The organism is Bradyrhizobium sp. 613_E4_N2_2, from assembly GCF_052075995.1.
Taxonomy (GTDB): domain Bacteria; phylum Pseudomonadota; class Alphaproteobacteria; order Rhizobiales; family Xanthobacteraceae; genus Bradyrhizobium; species Bradyrhizobium barranii.
This window is the reverse complement of sequence record NZ_CP197234.1, coordinates 1,470,257-1,488,887: the sequence shown is the minus strand read 5'-3', so window position 1 is coordinate 1,488,887 and position 18,631 is coordinate 1,470,257. Positions and strand designations below refer to the sequence as shown.

Sequence of the window (18,631 nt, the reverse complement as noted above, 5' to 3'; positions counted from 1 at the left end):
TCAGCGTTTCTGGAAGGCGGGGTGCCAGGAGAGCGTCAGGCGCTCCAGCACGCGGGAGGCGCTGTCGGCGAGCTTGCCGAGCAGGGCGTAGATCAGGATCGAGAGCACGACGACGTCGATCAGCATGAACTCGCGCGCCTGCATCGCCATGTAGCCGAGGCCTGAAGACGCCGCGATGGTCTCGGCGACGATCAGGGTGAGCCACATGATGCCGAGCGCAAAGCGGATGCCGACGAAGATCGAGGGCAACGCGCCGGGGAAGATCACGCGGCGGAACAGCTCGCTGTCGGTCATGCCGTAGATGCGGCCCATCTCGATCAGCTGCGGATCGACGGTACGGATGCCGTGCAGCGTGTTGAGGTAGATCGGGAAGAACACGCCGAGCGCCACCAGGAACAGTTTTGCGCTCTCGTCGATGCCGAACCACAGAATGACCAGCGGGATCAGCGCCAGATGCGGCACGTTGCGCACCATCTGTAACGTCGTGTCGGTGAGCTTGGCCGAGAGCTGCGACAGGCCGTTGGCGAGCCCGAACGCGAAACCGATGCCGCCGCCGATCAGGAAGCCGATCGAGGCGCGCCAGAACGACACCCAGATGTTGCGGACGAGCTCGCCGGAGAGCAGCAGCTTCCAGCCGGCGAGCACGACATCGCTCGGCGCCGGCAGCACGCGAACCGGCACGAAGCCGGTGACGCTCGCGACCTGCCAGATCGCGATGATGGCGAGCGGCACGACCCACTGGATCAGGCCGTCAACCCGCGGCAGGCGGAAGCTGCGCGGAAGTGAAACGCTGTCGATCAGGCTCATGACTCGGACACTCGCTGCTGCGGACGGTAATCGCTGCCGACGGTCTCGCCAAAGGGACCGCTATTGAAGTGCAGTTTGGTCACGTTGCTCGGCTGCTCCAGCGAGAGCAGCGGGAACACCAGCTCGGCGAAGCGATAGGCTTCCTCCAGATGCGGATAGCCCGACATGATGAAGGTATCGATGCCGATGTCCTGATACTCCCTGATGCGGGCCGCCACCGTCTGGGCGTCGCCGACCAGCGCCGTGCCGGCGCCGCCGCGCACGAGACCGACACCGGCCCACAGGTTCGGGGCGATCTCGAGCTTGTCGCGCTTGCCGCCATGGAGCTGCGCCATGCGCTGCTGGCCGACGGAGTCCATGCGGGCAAAGTTCTTCTGCGCCAGCGCGATGGTCTCGTCGCTGACATGCCTGATCAGCTCGTTCGCGGCGCGCCAGGCCTCGTCATTGGTCTCGCGGACGATCACATGAAGCCGAATGCCGAAGGAGAGCTTGCGGCCGCGCGCAGCTGCGACCTCCCTCACCTTCGCGATCTTCTCGGCAACCAGAGCCGGCGGCTCACCCCAGGTGAGATATTTGTCGACGGCGTCGACGGCGACGTCGATGCCGGCATCGGACGAACCGCCGAAATAGAGCGGCGGCCGCGGCGACTGCACCGGCGGAAACAGCAACTTGCCACCCTCGACATGGATGTGCTTGCCCTCGACATTGACGGTCTTGCCGGCGAGCAGGTCGCTATAGACGTTGAGGAATTCGCGGGTGACCTCGTAGCGCTCGTCATGGCCGAGGAAGATACCGTCGCCCTTGTTCTCGACGGGATCGCCGCCGGTGACGACGTTGACGAGAAGCCGACCATTGGTGACGCGGTCGAGCGTCGCGGTCATGCGCGCCGCCACGCTCGGCGATTGCAGGCCGGGACGGACAGCCACCAGATAGCGCAGCCGCTCAGTGAACGGCGCGACCGAGGAAGCGACGATCCAGGAATCCTCGCAAGACCGCCCGGTCGGCAGCAGCACGCCGTAATAGCCGAGCTGGTCGGCGGCCTGCGCGATCTGGCGCAGATAGTTGAAGTTGACCTCGCGGCCGCCGATTCCCGTACCGAGATAACGGCCATCGCCGTGGGTCGGCAGGAACCAGAGGATGTTGGCGTTGGACTGCTTACTCATGTGCTTGCTCACGATCCTGGTTTCCGAGCCACGTCGGAAATCTTGATGGATTTGGGGATCAGGTTGAGCGCGAAGAACGCATCCGCAACCTGCTGCTGATCGGCGATGACGGCATCGGTGATCGGCTTGATGCCGTAGGCCTGCCGCTTCAGCGCCACCTCGACCACCGGGACGGACAGGCCGATCGCCGGCGCGAGCTGCTCGGCAACCGCGTGGATGTCGCCCTTGGCCCAATCGTCGACCGAACTCAGCTCAGCCAGCACGGCGTCGACGATCTTCGGGTTGGCTTCGAGGAATTTCTTCGAGGCGAAATAGAACTGGTAGTTGGCGACGATGCCGGTGCCGTCGGCGAGCGTGCGCGCGCCGGTGGCGGCTTCCGCCGCGGCCTGGAACGGATCCCAGATCACCCAGGCATCGACCGCGCCGCGCTCGAAGGCGGCGCGCGCATCGGCCGGCGCCAGGAACACCGGCTCGATCTCGGAATATTTGACGCCCGCCTTCTCCAGCGCCTTGACCAGGAGATAGTGGACGTTGGAGCCCTTGTTGAGCGCGACCTTCTTGCCCTTGAGATCGGCGACCGATTTCAGCGGGCTGTCCTTCGGCACCAGGATCGCCTCGCCCTTCGGCGCTGGCGGCTCGTAGGCGACGTACTGGATCGGCGCGCCGGCGGCCTGCGCGAAGATCGGCGGGGCTTCACCGGTGTTGCCGAAATCGATCGCGCCGACATTGAGCGCTTCGAGCAGCGGCGGGCCGGACGGGAATTCGGTCCACACCACCTTGTACCCGTCGGCGGCGAGCTTCGGCTCCAGCGTGCCCTTGCTCTTGAGCAGCACCAGCTTGCCGTACTTTTGGTAGCCGATGCGGACCACCTTCTCTTGTTTGTCCTGGCCGTAGGACGTGCCGACCGCGGCGGCGACGATGCCGATCGACAGAACGATGGCCGCGATCAGACGCTGAATGATACGCCTCATGTTCAAACCCTTGTGCGTGGGAAGAGTAGTCGGCACGATCAGGCTGCCGGGTTTCGCCAGACGATGTCGCGAATGACGACCGGCTTCGGGATCAGGCCGAGCTTGTAGAAGCGGTCGGCGACGCCCTGCTGGGTCGTGACGATGTCGTCGGTGACGGGGCCAACCACGAAGTTCGCGCGGTCGGCCGCAACCGTCTGGATGTCCAGCGGGACGCCGGTGACGGCGGCGAGCGATCTGGCGACCTCACCGCGGTGCTGTTCGGCCCATTTGCCGGTCGCGGTCGTGACGTCGACGATCTGCTGCAGGATGGAGCCGTAGGTCTTCGCGAACTCGCGGTTGGCGATGTAGAAGGAATTGGTCTTGGTGACTTCGCGCGCATTGATCAGGATGCGGCCGCCCTGCTTGGTCTCACCGATCGCGAAATAGGGATCCCAGATCGCCCAGGCCTCGATGCTGCCATTGGCGAAGGCGGGACCGGCATCGGGCGGCGTCAGATAGACCGGCGTGATGTCGGCATAGGTGAGCCCGGCCTTCTCCAGCGTCTGCACCACGACATTGTGGGCGCTGGACCCCTTGGTGAAACCGATACGCTTGCCCTTCAGGTCGGCGATCGAGCGGATCGGCGAATCCTTCGGCACCAGGATGCCCTGGCCGTTGGTGATGGGCTGGCCCGCGGCATAGACGATCGCGGCACCCGCGGCCTGGGCGAACACCGGCGGGGAATCGCCGACAGAACCGAAGTCGACACTACCGACGTTCATCGCCTCCATCATCGGCGGGCCCGAGGAGAACTCGACCCATTTCACGTCGATGCCTTGCGGATTGAAATGCTTTTCCAAGGAAGCCTGCTGGCGCGTGATAACCAGCACGCCTGTCTTCTGGTAGCCGATACGAATTTCCTTCACCACGCCTTGCGCGTTCGCGCGGGAGGTGAACGCCGCCGCGACTGCGGTTCCAGCGGACAATTTCAAGAAGTCACGACGCTGCATTCCAGACTCCCGGCCACACGCGGCCGTCATTCATTCAGGTCTGGGGAATGATGGTGCGGGGAGGGAAAGGTGTCGAGACGCGCGGGAAAATAGCGATGCGAGCACTACGCGTGTGGCGGAGCGCATGATTAATCTTTCAATCGGCGGAGCGAATGAAGATGGAATTTTTCTGCACGCGGATGTGAAGGCCGCGCGCGTTCGATCTCATGACTGGCGGCCGGAACCAAAAACCGCGAAAACAACCCCATGCACAGTAGCCGGGGCGTGCGAAAATAGTTACTTACGTATTATCCGAAGTTCGTTTGACACGTCGGGCAAAACAGGAGCATGATGGCATCATGGCAGTGTGTGGATCGGGGCCTCCGACAAGGCGCGGTCAGTGCTCGCGCACCCAGGGATCGGACGAGAAATAGCAATTCTCGAGCACCATGCGATCCCTGGCGCGGAAACTGACGCGACATCGACGCCACACCTTTGTCTGATGCTTGCCGTCGTCTGACGTATCGACGTCGGAGATCCACACGATCGGCCGTCGCCAGCGGTAACGTCCGTCCCGATCCCAACCGTCGCAACCGCCGCGGCCGCATGCGATGTGGACACTGGTCATCGTCCCATCTGGCCTGAAGCACCAGGTCCGCGAACCCCACTCCTTGCCGGGCGGCGTCTGGGCGTAAGGCACAAGCGAGGTCTGCGTCCAGCAGCCGGAAATGGAGGACGGTCCGGCGGCGCGCGCCGGCACGACGACCAGCAACGCGATCAGCGCCGACGCGGCAGCCAGAGACGATTCAAGCCACGGCTTGGGCCAGAACTGGATGGACATGACGCCAATGGACATGACGTCATGTGTGTCGCCGGGGAACGATGCGGTTCAATCGTCCGACGACACGAGTTCGCCGTCACGGCGACCGTCGTCTGGTCAGTGCACCCACCTCACCGGCAGGTTCAGCAGGCCGCGGAACGCCCAGCCTCCGATCCGCACAGGCTCATCGTCGGCAAGTTCGAGACGGCTCGCCCTCGCGAACACCGTCGGCAGCGCGACGTCCGCGATCATCGCGCGCGAGGCCCAGGCGCCGGCACAGAAATGCGGGCCGGCGCCGAAGGCGACGCTCTTGGTGGTATCACGCCGCACGTCGAACTCGTCGGCGCGCTCAAAATGCTTCTCGTCGCGATTGGCGGAGCCGAACATCAGGAACACGCGCTCATCTAGCTCGAAAGACACGTCGCGGATCGTCCACGGCTTTGCGATGCGCCGCGGCGACATGCCGATCGGCGAGATCCAGCGGGCATATTCCTCGAACGCCTCGAGCCAGGTCACCTCGCCCTTGCGCACGAGATCGAGTTGCTCGGGATGGGAGAGCAGCGCCCACACCGTGCCGGCGATCGCCTTGCGCGGCTCGTTCTGGCCGCCAGAGATCGCGAGTTTTACATTTGCGCGCACGCTCTCCATCGGCATGCCCGCAGCGAGGAGTACGCCGAGGATACTTTGATCGGGATGCTTGCGCATCACGGGCAGAATGTCGTCGATCGCAGCATCGATGCCCGACGTCGCGGCATGGCAGCGCGCCTCGACGGCGGGATCGCCGCCATAGTTCGCGATCCCCTCGATCATGCCTTGCGACCACGCGTCCATGTCCTGGAAGCCGATGTTGGTGAGGCCGGTGATCGACTTCAGGCATTCGCCGGAAAACGGCAGCGCGAAGTCGCGCATGAAATCGATCCGCCCCGGCTCGATCGCACCGATGATGCGGTCGGCATGGGCCTGGAACAGCGCGGTCCAGTGCGCCTTCACTGTCCTCGGCGACACCGTCGGAAACATCGCGCGCCGCTCGATTTGATGCGCCTCGCCGTCCTTGCGCATCATGTTGTGCCCCATCAGCCGGTTCATCAGGCCGGCGGGCTGGTGCGAGGAGAACACGTCGATCTGCTTCTCGGAGATCGAGATGTCGTCGCGGCTCGTCAGCAGCGTCGAGCCGAGCTGCGGCACGAAGGCGATCGGCGCTTCCTTCCGCATCTTCGCGAGCATCGGATAGGGATCGGCCCAGAACGAAGCAGGGTCGATGTCGATGCGCGGCGCGGTGCTCAAGGCGGTCTCCCCTGGATTCTCGTGTGCTTCAGGACAGACTATCGAAATCTGGCGCCGGCGTCTGTCCCCAGCGATAGGGACAGACGCCATCAGGGCGTGTCGTCACGAGCCGGATGACACGCGGCCGCGATAGCGGAGTCCGCATGGCCCACAACGGCGGACATCGACAAACGCGTGAGCGGACGTTTGTTAAGGGCAATTCCGCCCGTCCGCCGCCGATAGCCCCGAGCAACGATCTATTAATCGTGAGCGCGCGCTTCACGTGCGACTTGATCGATTATCGCTTAGGTTGCAATCGATATGATTGAAAGCTTTGGTGCAAATCGCATGCAAACATACGATTGGGCTGTTGTCCTGTACTACATGTGGCCAGTCATCTTGATACCTGCGGGATGGATCCTGTTAGGGCGATTGTGCCGGGAACGTGCAGCTTCCGGCGCATCGATGATTGAGTTGCGGGAGCAGCACCTCACAGAAACATATCGGACGAGCGCTGCGATGGAGAGGATCGCAGCTGTTCTCGAGAAAAACCGCAGGAACTGATCAGAGTTGCTTTAGGAGGTTGTGGATGACTGTGGTCGATATACTGCTTGCGATGTACTCTTGGTGGCCGTTCATCCTGATAGTGGGTGGATCGACCTTAGCAATGCGTGTGATGCGCCAACGCACTTCGTCGGGCGCCACGATGATTGATCTATATGAGCAGCAGATTGCCGAAACGCGCAGAACGAACGCAGGCTTGGAGCGGATCGCTGCAGCGCTTGAGCTTGGGATTGGCAGAGCACAATCCCAGGTCGATGGAAGTGGCGAAACCGCTTGAATTCGCAAAGTATCGGCGAGACGACATCGATGGTACGGCGGTGAAGCACCCCAATTCAAGGAAGCATCGATCCATTCGGCGACTCTACTGGAGTCCGGATCGCGCGGGCATTGCATGGATGATGGTGTCAGTAGTTGTCGCGGTCACCATCTTTGCGGCAGTTGTAGTTTACTATCCTTTCCTACCACAGCGGAACGCCAGTGCGGGCTTTGGATCCGACTGGGATTGCACACCTCACCCGCGCGGCGAACCCACTTGCATCAAGAAGATCGGTCGGTAAATCAGCTATACCCGCGGCTCGCCTAGGGCCCGCAACTGACTTAAACGCGACGACTTGAATTGCCTCCTTGTCCTCAGTTGCAGACCGGGGACAGAGGACTGACTTACCGAGCTTCGGCGATCTTCGGTCCGGATGACAACATCTGCGCGTTAGCCGCCAGGGGCCGCTTCGACGGCGATGCCGGGTCCGGCAACCGGAAAGCGGCGTCGGCTGGCGCTCCCTGGGAGGGCCTGCGGGCGGCGGTTGCCGGAAGCACGATCACTTTCGCTCCGACTTTCACCCGCTCATAGAGGTCCGTGACGTCGTCATTGGTCAGCCGGATGCAGCCGGACGAAACCTTCTTCCCGATCGTATCGGGGTTGTTGGTGCCGTGAATGCGATATTCGGTCTCGCCGAGATACATCGCCCGGGCGCCGAGCGGATTGCCGGGACCGCCCGCCATGAACCGCGGCAGATAGGGCTGACGCGAGACCATCTCCACAGGCGGATGCCAATCCGGCCATTCTGCCTTACGGGCCACAGTCTGCTCACCGGACCATGTGAAACCCTCGCGGCCGACACCGATGCCGTAGCGCATCGCCTGCCTGTCGTTCAGAACGAAATAGAGGAATGTGTTTCCGGTATCGATGATCACCGTGCCCGGCGCCTGACGGCTGGCGTAGTCAACCACCTGCCGGACAAGTGCTCCGGGAACGCCAGCGTCGGCTTTGGGTGGTTCGACCAGAGGCGCCGGGGCCGGGATCGGAGCCGGGACCGGAATCGCAGCCGGAGCTGGCGCTGATGCACGAACTGGAGTCGACACGTAAACCGGAGTTGACGACGCCTGGGCCTGCTGTGCGGACGGTTTTCGTATCGGTTGCACGTCCGCCGGGCTAGACAGCAAGCTATACCCCACCACGGCGACGGCCACGGCGCCAATCGCAACTCTCGCGGCCATGGGTATTGCGAGGGCCTCTGCCTTCTTACGTTTGGCCCGCTTACTCATGTCGTTCCCCAGGTCACCATGCCCCAGAGAGGTACCCGGCAAGATTTAAGAAACTTCGAAGCGATGTCGCACGGACTGGAACCGTTAGTCGTGGTTAACGCCGAACTCTTGTTCGGCAACATAAAATTGGGCGTACCGCTCGATATTCAGGTCGTGACGAGGACGACGCGCTTCTCATCGCGGAACGAGTCGGGGTCTGAATCGCCGGGCAGAGCGAACGCGCTCCGCTCCTTCATTGACGGCGGCTTCGGGCCACGAGCGGAAGTCGTTCAGGCGGACTTCCCGCATCTATCCGCCGCCATTCGGCCGTCGTCGCATACCTACAGGCTGTGCGACTCCGCGCGGTCAGTTTTCCGCTTTCTTGGCCTCGTTCAACGCACTAATGATTGCCTTGATGGTGCCTTCCGCAGCCGCGGCATTGTATCCGACATGGTAGCCATGGAAAACGTGGATTGGCTCGTGATCTTCGAAGCTGTGGTTCGCCCCCTTCCACAGCACCGTCTTCACGGGAATCGACCGCTTGCTCTCGGCCATCTGGCCGCAGAGGATGGGGCTGGTCGCCTCGTCCTTCTCTGCTAGGAAGAGATGGACCGGGGCGTAGAACTCGACGTTCTTCATCAAATAACAGGACGGCTGCATCGCGAAGCCGCCCGCGAACATGTGCTCGTGCAGGTCGCCGATCGCCCGGTTCATGATGATCAAGGTCGTGGTCGCACCGTTGCTGCGGCCAAGGACGTAGACCCGCTTGGGATCGGCGATCTTCTGTCCGATGAGCCAGTCCAGCGCCGCATACGCATCGTCAGCCCGGCGCCGCGCCCAAGTCAACTGGCTGGGATCCGAGCAGACGCCGTCGGGTCCCAATCCCCGGCTGCCGAAGCTGTCGAGCAGGAGAACACCATAGCCTGCTCCGACCAATCTGCCGCCGTAGTCACCCCCCCATTTCCTCTCGACCCGGCCGAACCCGTCGCAGCCGTGCAGCATGATCACGAAGGGGATTGGTCCCTTGGCGCCCTGCGGCCGCATAATGTCCGCCGACAGTTCGCCCTCGGCCTTTACCTTACCCTTTTCCTCGACGGTGCCGTCCATGAAGTTTTTCGACCTGCCGTCGATGTATTCGTTGCCGGGAATCCAAGGCAAGGACTGCGCTGAAGTATGCCAAGGTATCTTGACCATCTCAGCACGCGCAGATGAGAACGACAAAACAGCGACTATTGAGAGTATGATTTGCCTCATTGGAAATTGCACCTTTGCCCCTTGATTCTGGTCAACACCATATCCGACTTGGGAAAGCGTAAGTATCCTTGAAGAGGATTCGCGCCGCGGATGTCGGCCTTGGGTCAAAAGGCGACGATCCCGGAGGGCCGGCTGCGTGTCGGCTTTGCTCTCGGAAGCAGATATCGAGGATCTAGAGTCCCCTTTAGTTCAGGTGGCCCGGCCCCGAGAGCAAGCCCAGCACGATCGCAAACAACTCGTTCTGCGAGGAGATGCCGAGCCGCTCATAGGCGCGCTTGCGGTAGGTCAGGGTCGAATGCAGGCTGATGCCCAGCGCTTGCGAGATCGCCTCGGAGCTGAAACCGAGCAGGATGCGGCGGCAGACGTCCTGCTCGCGCGGCGTCAGTGCGGAGAGGGGCGCGCGCGTTGCGAACAACGCGGCGAGGTTCTGGTCGGGCGTCGCGGTGGCCGCCTGCTGGAAATGACGCGCAACGCTGGCGCCGATCGCAGGCGCAATAACCTGGAGCCGCGCACGCTCGACGTCGCCAAAGCAGCCCTGGGCGGTGATGCGGTAGAAATTGACATAAAAGCAGGTGTCGCCGACCCAGATCGCCGTCGCATATTTGTCGACGATATCAGAGTCGTTGAAGAAGATTTTCCGGTAGCGCGCGCCATACATGCGCGGCGCGAACGACGGCAGCATGATCGGCGCGCTGCCCTCGCCTTCGAACAGCGCATCACGATTGGGATCGGATTCGTGGAACTGACCGGCATAGGCCGCGCCGAGATCGCTGCCGATCGGGATGTTGCCGGCGTCGAGCAGACAGCTCGCCGCGCCGGTGCGTGTCAGCGCGAACACCATGCAATGGCCGACGCCGGCCTGCCGGCGCAACGTGTCGATCAGGACATTCGGGAAATCAGGTCGGCCGATGGCGAGCACCGCCGGCGCGATGTCGTTCGCCGCTGGAGTTGAGGCCATGCCGTGGGGCCGCATTGGTTCCTCCGCAAAAGTTCTTTTGGCGGAAGATATCAGCAGCCGGGTTTGACCGAAAGTCGGAGACGGCGGCCTATGCCGCTTCCGGGTCCCGGCTCTGCGCAGCAGCGTTGCACTCTGCAGCGCGTCCGGGACACGAGAGTCTTGCTGGCCGATGCGGAAAAGGTCTCGTGCCCCGGACGCAGCGCAGCGTGACATAAGCGCGTTTACGCGCGTCTTCGACGCGCTATGGCGCTGCTAAGCCGGGGCCCATGCCGGATGCAGCTCCCCTACCCCGCGGCGGCCTTCGCCGGCGCGACGTTGATCGCGAGCTTGCCGTAGCGATCCGTAAACGCCTCGGTGTCGATCTCTTCCAGCTTGATCTCGCCGCTCATGACGCCCTGCTTCCACGCCGCCTGGGCCGGATCGTTCTGGAACTCCGGCATCACCTCGCGGCCGAACAGCTCCAGCGATTCGCAGATGTGCTCGTGGCTGTTCTTGCCGGCCTGGTTGAGCAGGATGACCTGGTCGATATGGGAGGACTGGAAGCGCTTCAGCTTCCTGCGGATCGTCTCGGGCGAGCCGATCAGGCCGCCGCGCAGCGCCGCCTCTTGTGCTTCCGGATTGTCGCGCTTCCACTTGTTGTACTCGTCCCACATGTTGACGGTGTAGGGCGCGGGACGCTGGCGATTCTGCGAGGCGCCGTAGAAGCGCAGCGCGAACTGGAAGAAGGTGGCGCCGTCGGCGCGCGCACGCGCCTCCTCGTCGGTCTTGGCGCACATGAAGAACGAGACCAGCGCCATGTTTGGGTTGATCTCGTAGTCGGCGAGCTTGTGCAATCGCTTGGTCATTGCATTGTAATAGGCGTGCACCCAGGCATGCGCGGCATCCGCGCTGACGAACTGAAAGCCCAGGGCGCCAAAGCCGTGGCGTCCGGCGCGTTCGATGGTCGGCAGCTGCGAGCAGGCCATCCACAGCGGCGGATGCGGTTTCTGCACCGGTTTCGGCACAACATTGCGCAAGGGAATGTCGAAATATTTGCCGTGGTGCTCGCTCCCTGCATCCTTGAACATCGGGAAGATCGCCTGCACCGCCTCCTCAAAGACCTCCTTCTTGGTCTCCATGTCGCGGCCGAACGGCGTCAGCTCGGTGATGGAGGCGCTCTCCCCCATGCCGAATTCGCAACGGCCGTTGGAGAGCAGGTCGAGCACCGCGACGCGCTCGGCGACGCGCGCCGGGTGGTTCGTCGTGAGCTGGAGGATACCGTGGCCAAGCCTGATGTTTTTCGTGCGCTGGCTGGCGGCGGCGAGGAACGATTCCGGCGAGGGTGAGTGCGAGTACTCTTCGAGGAAGTGATGCTCGACGACCCAGGCATGGTCGTAACCGAGCCTATCGGCAAGTTCCATCTGCGAGAGCGCGTTCTGGTAGAGCTTCAGCTCGTCGCCGGCCACCCAGGGCCGTGGCAGCTGCAGCTCATAGAAGATGCCGAACTTCATGACGCCTCTCCCGCTTATTCTTGTTGCGCTCATCTTAATGAGCGGGGAGGCGCTGTCTACGCGGTCGCAATTCCGCCGCGCGGGAGAACGCGCTTTTCGGCGCGGCGGCCATTCAGCACCGCGCCGATGAAGGTGAAGCGCACCAGCAGATGATAGCTCGCCAACATCGGGAGAATCGCGACGACGAGAATGATGGCGAACTTGATCGGCCCGGGCCAGTCGAGCTGCGACAGCACGACCTGTAGCGCCATCACGATCGGCATGTGGATCAGATAGAGCCAGTAGGACGCATCGGCGAGGTAGCGCCGGATCGGGCTGAAGCCGGACATGAAGCGAAGTGCGAGGCCGAGGACCGCGAAGGTCGAGATCCATATCGCCGGTGCATACAGGATGGCGGAGACAAGCCTGAGCGTGGCGAAACTAACCGGCAGTTTCGGCGCACCCGGCACGGACATCATCACCCCGACAAGCACGAAACTGATCAGAATGAGGCCGAGCGCCGGCAAGAGATTCCACAGCCAGCGTCGCTCCAAAATCCGCAGTAGATCGGTCTGCCGATGCAGCAACCAACCGAAGCCGAAGGCGGTGCCGAAGCCGACCCACGCCTGGAGGTTCGTGACGAGCGATTGATCCGGCGTCCTCACGCCCATCACATTGATCCATCTTTGATCGAGGCAGAAAGCGATGCCGATCGGGATCGCCAGAACCAGGGGCGCCAGCGGATTTCGCATAATCTGCGCAAAGAGGCGGTCGACAACCGTTCGCAGCGTGCCTGATACATCGAGCCAGACAATTGCGCCGCGCAGCAGGAGCATGGCGACATATAGCTCCAGCAGCACATAGAGAAACCAGAGATGGGTCAGCGGGAAATTCGGCAGCACCGGCGGCCAGCGAGGTGCGCCGGGGATCGGGCCGCCGTTCGGAAAGCCCGCGGCCCATATGACCACCAGGGCCATCGGCGTAAACACGATCGGCCAGCCGACCACTAGCGGCAGTCCGATCCTCTGCAACCTGTCCGTGACGAAGCCCCAGATTCCCCGGCGATGAAAGCTCATGCGAGCGAAGAAACCCGCCATCAGGAAGAAGGTCGTCATCCGGAAGACGTGGATGACGAAGAACAGCAGGCCCAGGGCCAGGCTTTGATGGGTATCCTGTATGATCCAGATCCTGGTCGGGGCCGGCACGAACGACAGGGTTGCGTGCAGGACGATGCCGAGCAACAGGGCAAAACCCCTGACCGCGTCGAGCGCGTGCAGCCGTTCCGATGCGGGGGCGATGGCGGTCGATCGGGACATGGACGGACTCGCTTGCTGGTGAAAGGCTTGTTTCCGGCAATCTGCCCGATCAAGACGGGCGAGGGATCAAGGACACACCGACTGGCCGCCAACCCGCGCTTGCCGTGATCGACCGTGGACTACGATCATGGCGATGCTGGTATTGATATGACTTGCACCGAGACGTTCATCCGGCTGAATGCATCCGCCGGACCATCCCACGTCCCGGAAAGCGGAGAGGCCCTTTCCTGTTCGCGCGTCACGGCGACGGGTATGTGTTCGCTGCCGACGATCTTGTTGTTGGTGGGATCATAGCCGCGCCACCCGGCTCCGGGGATATAGATCTCGGTCCAGGCGTGCGTGGCGCCGTGTTGTCCCTCGGACATCTGGATGTAGCCGGTGACAAAGCGCGCACCAAATCCCCAGTAGCGGGCAGCTTCCATCATGAACACCGCATAGTCGCGACAGGTCCCGCTGCCGAGCCGCAGCGTTTCGTTGGGTGATTGAACCCCGTGAGCCTCGCGGGAAACGTATTTGAACGATCGGTAGATGTGAGTATTCAAATTGTTCAGAAGGTCCAGCGTGCCGATCAACTGACCGGGTTTGTAGAGATCGCGCAACCATTCGAGCAGGGCGGTGGCGTCGTAGAGATAGCTCGGGAGACGATACACCGTCAGCTCAAGCTGCTCCTCCGGGGGATATTGGAAGGGAAATGAACTGGCGAATGGCGCAATCCGCCATTCAATGGGGTCGTCGTGGTAAAGGTCGACGTCGACCTCGCTTGCGATCCTGAGCGTGTCGGATAATTCCAAAAAGGTCACGACTGCGATGGCATTGTCGTAATTGTCGCGCAACCAGCGAACTTCGGCGTTCGGCTCGATATCGACCGACCCTCTCACGATGTGGACGTCATGTCCCTCGCGAGGCCGCATCATGGCTCGATGAGTGCCGAAGGTGACCGGCTGACTGTAAAAATATTCGGTCTTATGAATGATTCGGATTCGCCTCATATGTAGCTCCCGCCAAGTAGCAGCGATGGATGTTGCGGCGCCCGCTACCACTGGTAGTAGGTCGCGGGCATTTCCGAGGCAAGAGAAGATGTATGCGGCCTGACCCCCGAGCCGCAAAGCATCTTCGCTTTTGGGTAACGATCGTTGCCGCTTGCTTCTCTCGCGCGCACGGAGCGCCGCGGCTCGGTCCGTTGGCCGCGCCGCGACATCCGGTCAAGTCGACGGGTTGATCCAGATCAACGCGTTAGCAGCCCTGCTCCATTTAAAGTGCAGCAAGGCAACGGCCCGGATGCCGTCCCGATTCCAGCACCATTTCAGAGAGACCGAATATGTCGGCCCCTGACGACACGACTTCGCGCGTGCGCCGTAAGCGCATGGAGATTTTCGCTTTCCTGTTCCTGACCGCGGTCGTGATGCCCGTCCTCGCGGTCGGAACGGTCGGCTCATACGGGCTCGGCGTCTGGATCTACCAGATGTTCGCCGGCCCTCCCGGCCCGCCACCCTCCCCGCATTGACCTCCGAACAGCGAAAGACAGGCATCATGGCCCAATCCACACTCAACCGCCGCGCATTGATCACCGGCCGGGTGCTCACCGCCGACCGCGTCGTCGCGCCGCCAGGTTGCGAGATCGCCAGCATCATCGTGCAGGCCCGCCCCGAGCGCCTGGACGAACTGGAAGCCGAGATCGCCGCGATGCCCGGCTGCGAGATTCACGGCCGAGACCCGCGCGGAAAACTCGTTGTCGTGACCGAAGCGCCGGATGCCGGCAGCCTCGGCACCCTGCTCAACACCATCCAGTCGCTGCCCAACGTCTATTCCGCGGCGCTGGTCTTCCACGCCATCGAAACCGCCTAACGGCCGGGAGAGCCATCATGACATCGCCGAAGCTCGACCGCCGCCAGATGCTGAAGCTCGAGGCCGCCGCGATCGCGGCCGCCGCCGCAGGCATGCCGGCACCCGCGCTCGCCGCCAATCTCGTCGCCGAGCGCGACAACAGCGAACTGAAATGGGACAAGGCCGCCTGCCGCTTCTGCGGCACCGGCTGCTCCGTGATGGTCGCGACCAAGGACAACCGCGTCGTCGCCACCCACGGCGACATCAAGGCCGAGGTCAATCGCGGCCTCAACTGCGTCAAGGGCTACTTCCTCTCCAAGATCATGTACGGCCACGACCGGCTGACGCAGCCGATGCTGCGCAAGACCGGCGGCAAGTACGACAAGAACGGCGAGTTCACGCCAATCAGCTGGACCGAAGCCTTCGACATCATGGAGGTGAAGTGGAAGGAAACGCTGAAGAAGCGCGGGCCCAACGGTCTCGCCATGTTCGGCTCCGGCCAGTGGACGATCTGGGAAGGTTACGCCGCCTCGAAGCTCTACAAGGCCGGCTTCCGCACCAACAACATCGACCCCAATGCGCGCCACTGCATGGCCTCCGCCGTCGCCGGCATGATGCGCACCTTCGGCATCGACGAGCCGGCCGGCTGCTATGACGACATCGAGGCCACCGACGCCTTCGTGCTGTGGGGCTCCAACATGGCGGAGATGCATCCCATTTTGTGGACGCGGCTGGCCGACCGCCGGCTGTCCGCGCCGCATGTCCGTGTCGCCGTGCTCTCGACCTTCGAGCACCGCTCGTTCGACCTCGCCGACATCGGCATGGTGTTCAAGCCGCAGACCGACCTCTACATCCTCAACGCCATCGCCAACCACATCATCAAGACCGGACGCGTCAACAAGGATTTCGTCGCTGCGCATACGATCTTCCGGCGCGGGCAGACCGACATCGGCTATGGATTGCGGCCCGAGCATCCGCTCCAGAAAAAAGCAACCGGTGCGGCCAAGGCCAACGACTCCACCGACATGAGCTATGACGAATTCGTCAAATTCGTCTCGGACTACACGCTGGAGAAGGCGGCCGAGATGTCCGGCGTGCCGATGAACCGGCTCGAGGCGCTCGCCGAGCTCTACGCCGATCCGAAGACAAAAGTGGTCTCGTTCTGGACCATGGGCTTCAACCAGCACACCCGCGGCGTCTGGTGCAACAACCTCGTCTACAACATCCATCTGCTGACCGGAAAGATCTCCTCGCCCGGCAACAGCCCGTTCTCGCTGACCGGCCAGCCCTCGGCCTGCGGCACCGCGCGCGAGGTCGGCACCTTCTCGCACCGCCTGCCGGCCGACATGGTCGTCACCAACAAGGCGCATCGCGACAAGGCCGAGCATCTCTGGCTGCTGCCGGAAGGCACCATTCCCGACAAGAACGGCGCCCACGCCGTGCTGCAGAGCCGGATGCTGAAGGACGGCCTGATCAACGCCTATTGGGTGCAGGTCAACAACAACCTCCAGGCCGGTCCCAACGCCAACGAGGAGACCTATCCGGGCTTCCGCAATCCCGACAATTTCATCGTGGTCTCGGACGCCTATCCGTCGGTGACGGCGCTGGCCGCCGATCTGATCCTGCCGACCGCGATGTGGGTGGAGAAGGAAGGCGCCTACGGCAATGCCGAGCGGCGCACGCAGTTCTGGCACCAGCTCGTCAACGCGCCCGGCGAGGCCAAGTCCGACCTCTGGCAGCTCATGGAGTTCTCCAAGCGCTTCAAGATCGAGGAAGTCTGGCCGGAGGAGTTGATCGCCAAGAAGCCGGAGGTTCGCGGCAAGACGCTGTTCGACGTGCTCTACAAGAACGGCCAGGTCGACAAGTTTCCGACCTCGGAGATCGAGGAAGGCTACGCCAACACGGAATCCAAGGCGTTCGGCTTCTATGTTCAGAAGGGGCTCTTTGAAGAGTACGCCTCGTTCGGCCGCGGCCACGGTCACGACCTCGCGCCGTTCGAGGCCTATCACCGCGAGCGCGGGCTGCGCTGGCCCGTCGTCAACGGCCAGGAAACCAAATGGCGTTTCCGCGAGGGCAGCGACCCCTATGTCAAGCAGGGCACCGACGTGCAGTTCTACGGCTATCCCGACGGCAGGGCGCGCATCTTCGCCCTGCCCTACGAGCCGCCGGCGGAATCGCCCGACAGCGAATATCCGTTCTGGCTCTCGACCGGCCGCGTGCTGGAGCACTGGCATTCCGGCACCATGACGCGCCGCGTGCCCGAGCTCTACAAGGCGTTCCCCGAGGCGGTCTGCTTCATGCATCCCGACGATGCGTCGGAAGCAAAACTCCGGCGCGGCGACGAGGTGAAGGTGGAATCCCGCCGCGGCTTCATCCGCGCCCGCGTCGAGACGCGCGGCCGCGACCGGCCGCCGCGTGGCCTCGTGTTCGTGCCGTGGTTCGACGAATCCAAGATGATCAACAAGGTGACGCTGGACGCGACCGATCCGATCTCGCTGCAGACCGATTACAAGAAATGCGCCGTGCGCATCGAGCGGGTGAACCTGTCATGATGAAACGATTTGGCATAGCCCTGCTCGCGGTCGCGATCGCAGCGGGCGCGAGCTCTCTCACCGCGCAGACGGTAACGTCAGGCCTGCGCGGACCGGCCCCGCTCAATGACGAGGGCGCGGCGCCGCCAATGCTGCCGAACCGCAATACGTCCGAGAGAGAGGTGCGCAACTATCCGGAGCAGCCGCCGGTGATCCCGCACACCATCGACGGCTACCAGATCGACCTCAACGGCAACAAATGCCTGTCCTGCCATGCGCGGGCACGCATCGCGGAATCGCAGGCGCCGATGGTCTCGATCACGCATTTCATGGACCGCGACGGCCAGTTCCTGGCCTCGATTTCGCCGCGGCGCTTCTTCTGTACGGAATGCCACGTGCCGCAGAACACCGCGACGCCGCCGGTGAGCAACGATTTCATCGACATCGACACGCTGCTCTCGCGCGCCAGCCCCGGTGGCCGCCGATGACGACGGCCGCTGACGAGCCCAAGGGAAAGGTGGAAGCCAAGCGTAGCTTTATGCTGCGCTGCTGGGACTTCGCGCGCGAGCTCTGGCAGGTGCTGATCCGGCCGAGCTCGGTGTTCGGGCTCGGCGTGCTGGTGCTCGCGGGCTTTGCGGCGGGCGTGATCTTCTGGGGTGGCTTCAACACCGCGCTGGAACTGACCAACACCGAGAAGTTCTGCACCGGCTGTCACGAGATGCGCGAAAACGTCTTCGCCGAGCTGAAGTCGACCATCCACTTCACCAACCGCTCCGGCGTGCGCGCGACCTGCCCGGACTGCCACGTCCCGCACAACTGGACCGACAAGATCGCGCGCAAGATGCAGGCCTCCAAGGAGGTCTGGGGCAAGATCTTCGGCACGATCGACACCCGCGAGAAATTCTTGGACCACCGGCTCGAGCTCGCCGCACACGAATGGGCGCGTTTCAAGGCCAACGATTCCCTGGAATGCCGCAACTGCCACAGCGCCGATTCCATGGACATCACCAAGCAGTCGCCACGGGCCTCGGTGGCGCACCAGCGCTTCCTGTTCACGAAGGAAAAGACCTGCATCGACTGCCACAAGGGCATCGCCCACCACCTGCCCGACATGCGCGGCGTTCCCGGCTGGCAATAGGGGCGGCTGGGCCGCTTGAACCCTTGGGCCGAATGGTTAGTTTCGAGGGATGGCGAATCGCCTC

Annotated in this window: 18 protein-coding genes; 6 read left to right on the top strand and 12 right to left on the bottom strand. The window is 63.0% G+C overall.

The genetic code is table 11. From position 1 onward, the window contains the following. The 6 genes from AB7290_RS07010 to AB7290_RS06985 all read right to left on the bottom strand — a co-directional run bounded on the left by AB7290_RS07010 (position 1) and on the right by AB7290_RS06985 (position 6,013). Positions 1 to 807 (bottom strand): ABC transporter permease subunit, encoded by an 807-nt coding sequence (locus AB7290_RS07010; RefSeq protein ID WP_085399149.1) that lies wholly within the window; start codon positions 805 to 807, stop codon positions 1 to 3. Next, entirely contained in the window at positions 804 to 1,970 is a 1,167-nt protein-coding gene (ssuD, locus tag AB7290_RS07005) for an FMNH2-dependent alkanesulfonate monooxygenase (protein WP_354080754.1), read from the bottom strand. The genes AB7290_RS07010 and ssuD overlap by 4 nt, the downstream gene beginning before the upstream one ends. 8 nt (positions 1,971 to 1,978) lie before the next feature. Continuing rightward, positions 1,979 to 2,941, bottom strand: a complete 963-nt coding sequence (locus AB7290_RS07000) for a sulfonate ABC transporter substrate-binding protein (RefSeq protein WP_085399150.1) — start codon at positions 2,939 to 2,941, stop codon at positions 1,979 to 1,981. A gap of 38 nt (positions 2,942 to 2,979) precedes the next feature. Next, positions 2,980 to 3,930, bottom strand: coding sequence for an aliphatic sulfonate ABC transporter substrate-binding protein (locus tag AB7290_RS06995; protein WP_085399151.1), 951 nt, complete (start codon positions 3,928 to 3,930; stop codon positions 2,980 to 2,982). Positions 3,931 to 4,306: 376 nt separating this feature from the next. Then, positions 4,307 to 4,765, bottom strand: a complete 459-nt coding sequence (locus AB7290_RS06990; RefSeq protein ID WP_245343970.1) for a hypothetical protein — start codon at positions 4,763 to 4,765, stop codon at positions 4,307 to 4,309. An 81-nt stretch (positions 4,766 to 4,846) separates the two neighbouring features. Then, positions 4,847 to 6,013 (bottom strand): cytochrome P450, encoded by a 1,167-nt coding sequence (locus tag AB7290_RS06985; protein WP_085399152.1) that lies wholly within the window; start codon positions 6,011 to 6,013, stop codon positions 4,847 to 4,849. A 568-nt stretch (positions 6,014 to 6,581) separates the two neighbouring features. Here AB7290_RS06985 and AB7290_RS06980 point away from each other — a divergent pair. Next, on the top strand, positions 6,582 to 6,833 hold the full coding sequence (locus AB7290_RS06980; protein ID WP_085399154.1) for a hypothetical protein: 252 nt from the start codon (positions 6,582 to 6,584) through the stop codon (positions 6,831 to 6,833). Positions 6,834 to 7,216: 383 nt separating this feature from the next. Here the strand turns inward: AB7290_RS06980 and AB7290_RS06975 are convergent, their stop codons facing one another. The 6 genes from AB7290_RS06975 to AB7290_RS06950 all read right to left on the bottom strand — a co-directional run bounded on the left by AB7290_RS06975 (position 7,217) and on the right by AB7290_RS06950 (position 14,063). Beyond that, positions 7,217 to 8,098, bottom strand: coding sequence for a L,D-transpeptidase (locus AB7290_RS06975; protein WP_085399162.1), 882 nt, complete (start codon positions 8,096 to 8,098; stop codon positions 7,217 to 7,219). Positions 8,099 to 8,443: 345 nt separating this feature from the next. Further along, on the bottom strand, positions 8,444 to 9,184 hold the full coding sequence (locus AB7290_RS06970; protein WP_354134714.1) for a dienelactone hydrolase family protein: 741 nt from the start codon (positions 9,182 to 9,184) through the stop codon (positions 8,444 to 8,446). 331 nt (positions 9,185 to 9,515) lie between these two features. Beyond that, positions 9,516 to 10,304, bottom strand: coding sequence for a helix-turn-helix transcriptional regulator (locus tag AB7290_RS06965; protein WP_063981189.1), 789 nt, complete (start codon positions 10,302 to 10,304; stop codon positions 9,516 to 9,518). Between the two features lie 269 nt (positions 10,305 to 10,573). After that, entirely contained in the window at positions 10,574 to 11,779 is a 1,206-nt protein-coding gene (locus tag AB7290_RS06960; RefSeq protein WP_085399156.1) for an LLM class flavin-dependent oxidoreductase, read from the bottom strand. Positions 11,780 to 11,835: 56 nt separating this feature from the next. Continuing rightward, on the bottom strand, positions 11,836 to 13,074 hold the full coding sequence (locus AB7290_RS06955) for an acyltransferase family protein (protein WP_085399157.1): 1,239 nt from the start codon (positions 13,072 to 13,074) through the stop codon (positions 11,836 to 11,838). A 125-nt stretch (positions 13,075 to 13,199) separates the two neighbouring features. Further along, on the bottom strand, positions 13,200 to 14,063 hold the full coding sequence (locus AB7290_RS06950; RefSeq protein ID WP_085399158.1) for a transglutaminase family protein: 864 nt from the start codon (positions 14,061 to 14,063) through the stop codon (positions 13,200 to 13,202). 329 nt (positions 14,064 to 14,392) lie between these two features. Between AB7290_RS06950 and napE the strand changes: the two genes are divergently transcribed. The 5 genes from napE to AB7290_RS06925 are packed head-to-tail and all read left to right on the top strand — an operon-like array spanning position 14,393 to position 18,567. After that, positions 14,393 to 14,578, top strand: a complete 186-nt coding sequence (napE, locus tag AB7290_RS06945) for a periplasmic nitrate reductase, NapE protein (protein WP_027532529.1) — start codon at positions 14,393 to 14,395, stop codon at positions 14,576 to 14,578. Positions 14,579 to 14,604: 26 nt separating this feature from the next. Then, entirely contained in the window at positions 14,605 to 14,919 is a 315-nt protein-coding gene (locus AB7290_RS06940; RefSeq protein WP_354080745.1) for a chaperone NapD, read from the top strand. Positions 14,920 to 14,936: 17 nt separating this feature from the next. Continuing rightward, a complete protein-coding gene (gene napA / locus AB7290_RS06935; RefSeq protein ID WP_354080743.1) occupies positions 14,937 to 17,450 on the top strand; it encodes a nitrate reductase catalytic subunit NapA in 2,514 nt (837 codons plus the stop codon). Beyond that, positions 17,447 to 17,917 carry a nitrate reductase cytochrome c-type subunit gene (locus AB7290_RS06930; RefSeq protein WP_028151035.1) on the top strand — a complete coding sequence of 157 codons (471 nt, stop codon included), beginning with the start codon at positions 17,447 to 17,449 and terminating at the stop codon, positions 17,915 to 17,917. Before napA ends, AB7290_RS06930 begins: the two co-directional genes overlap by 4 nt. Next, positions 17,914 to 18,567, top strand: coding sequence for a NapC/NirT family cytochrome c (locus AB7290_RS06925; protein WP_085398940.1), 654 nt, complete (start codon positions 17,914 to 17,916; stop codon positions 18,565 to 18,567). The genes AB7290_RS06930 and AB7290_RS06925 overlap by 4 nt, the downstream gene beginning before the upstream one ends. Positions 18,568 to 18,631: the final 64 nt, after the last annotated feature.

What these genes read in the sequence shown, in the direction of transcription:
- AB7290_RS07010 (WP_085399149.1), bottom strand. Translation starts at nt 807, where the DNA reads ATGAGCCTGATCGACAGCGTTTCACTTCCGCGCAGCTTCCGCCTGCCG.
- ssuD (WP_354080754.1), bottom strand. Translation starts at nt 1,970, where the DNA reads ATGAGTAAGCAGTCCAACGCCAACATCCTCTGGTTCCTGCCGACCCAC.
- AB7290_RS07000 (WP_085399150.1), bottom strand. Translation starts at nt 2,941, where the DNA reads ATGAGGCGTATCATTCAGCGTCTGATCGCGGCCATCGTTCTGTCGATC.
- AB7290_RS06995 (WP_085399151.1), bottom strand. Translation starts at nt 3,930, where the DNA reads ATGCAGCGTCGTGACTTCTTGAAATTGTCCGCTGGAACCGCAGTCGCG.
- AB7290_RS06990 (WP_245343970.1), bottom strand. Translation starts at nt 4,765, where the DNA reads ATGTCCATTGGCGTCATGTCCATCCAGTTCTGGCCCAAGCCGTGGCTT.
- AB7290_RS06980 (WP_085399154.1), top strand. Translation starts at nt 6,582, where the DNA reads ATGACTGTGGTCGATATACTGCTTGCGATGTACTCTTGGTGGCCGTTC.
- AB7290_RS06975 (WP_085399162.1), bottom strand. Translation starts at nt 8,098, where the DNA reads ATGAGTAAGCGGGCCAAACGTAAGAAGGCAGAGGCCCTCGCAATACCC.
- AB7290_RS06970 (WP_354134714.1), bottom strand. Translation starts at nt 9,184, where the DNA reads ATGGACGGCACCGTCGAGGAAAAGGGTAAGGTAAAGGCCGAGGGCGAA.
- AB7290_RS06965 (WP_063981189.1), bottom strand. Translation starts at nt 10,304, where the DNA reads ATGCGGCCCCACGGCATGGCCTCAACTCCAGCGGCGAACGACATCGCG.
- AB7290_RS06960 (WP_085399156.1), bottom strand. Translation starts at nt 11,779, where the DNA reads ATGAAGTTCGGCATCTTCTATGAGCTGCAGCTGCCACGGCCCTGGGTG.
- AB7290_RS06955 (WP_085399157.1), bottom strand. Translation starts at nt 13,074, where the DNA reads ATGTCCCGATCGACCGCCATCGCCCCCGCATCGGAACGGCTGCACGCG.
- AB7290_RS06950 (WP_085399158.1), bottom strand. Translation starts at nt 14,063, where the DNA reads ATGAGGCGAATCCGAATCATTCATAAGACCGAATATTTTTACAGTCAG.
- napE (WP_027532529.1), top strand. Translation starts at nt 14,393, where the DNA reads ATGTCGGCCCCTGACGACACGACTTCGCGCGTGCGCCGTAAGCGCATG.
- AB7290_RS06940 (WP_354080745.1), top strand. Translation starts at nt 14,605, where the DNA reads ATGGCCCAATCCACACTCAACCGCCGCGCATTGATCACCGGCCGGGTG.
- napA (WP_354080743.1), top strand. Translation starts at nt 14,937, where the DNA reads ATGACATCGCCGAAGCTCGACCGCCGCCAGATGCTGAAGCTCGAGGCC.
- AB7290_RS06930 (WP_028151035.1), top strand. Translation starts at nt 17,447, where the DNA reads ATGATGAAACGATTTGGCATAGCCCTGCTCGCGGTCGCGATCGCAGCG.
- AB7290_RS06925 (WP_085398940.1), top strand. Translation starts at nt 17,914, where the DNA reads ATGACGACGGCCGCTGACGAGCCCAAGGGAAAGGTGGAAGCCAAGCGT.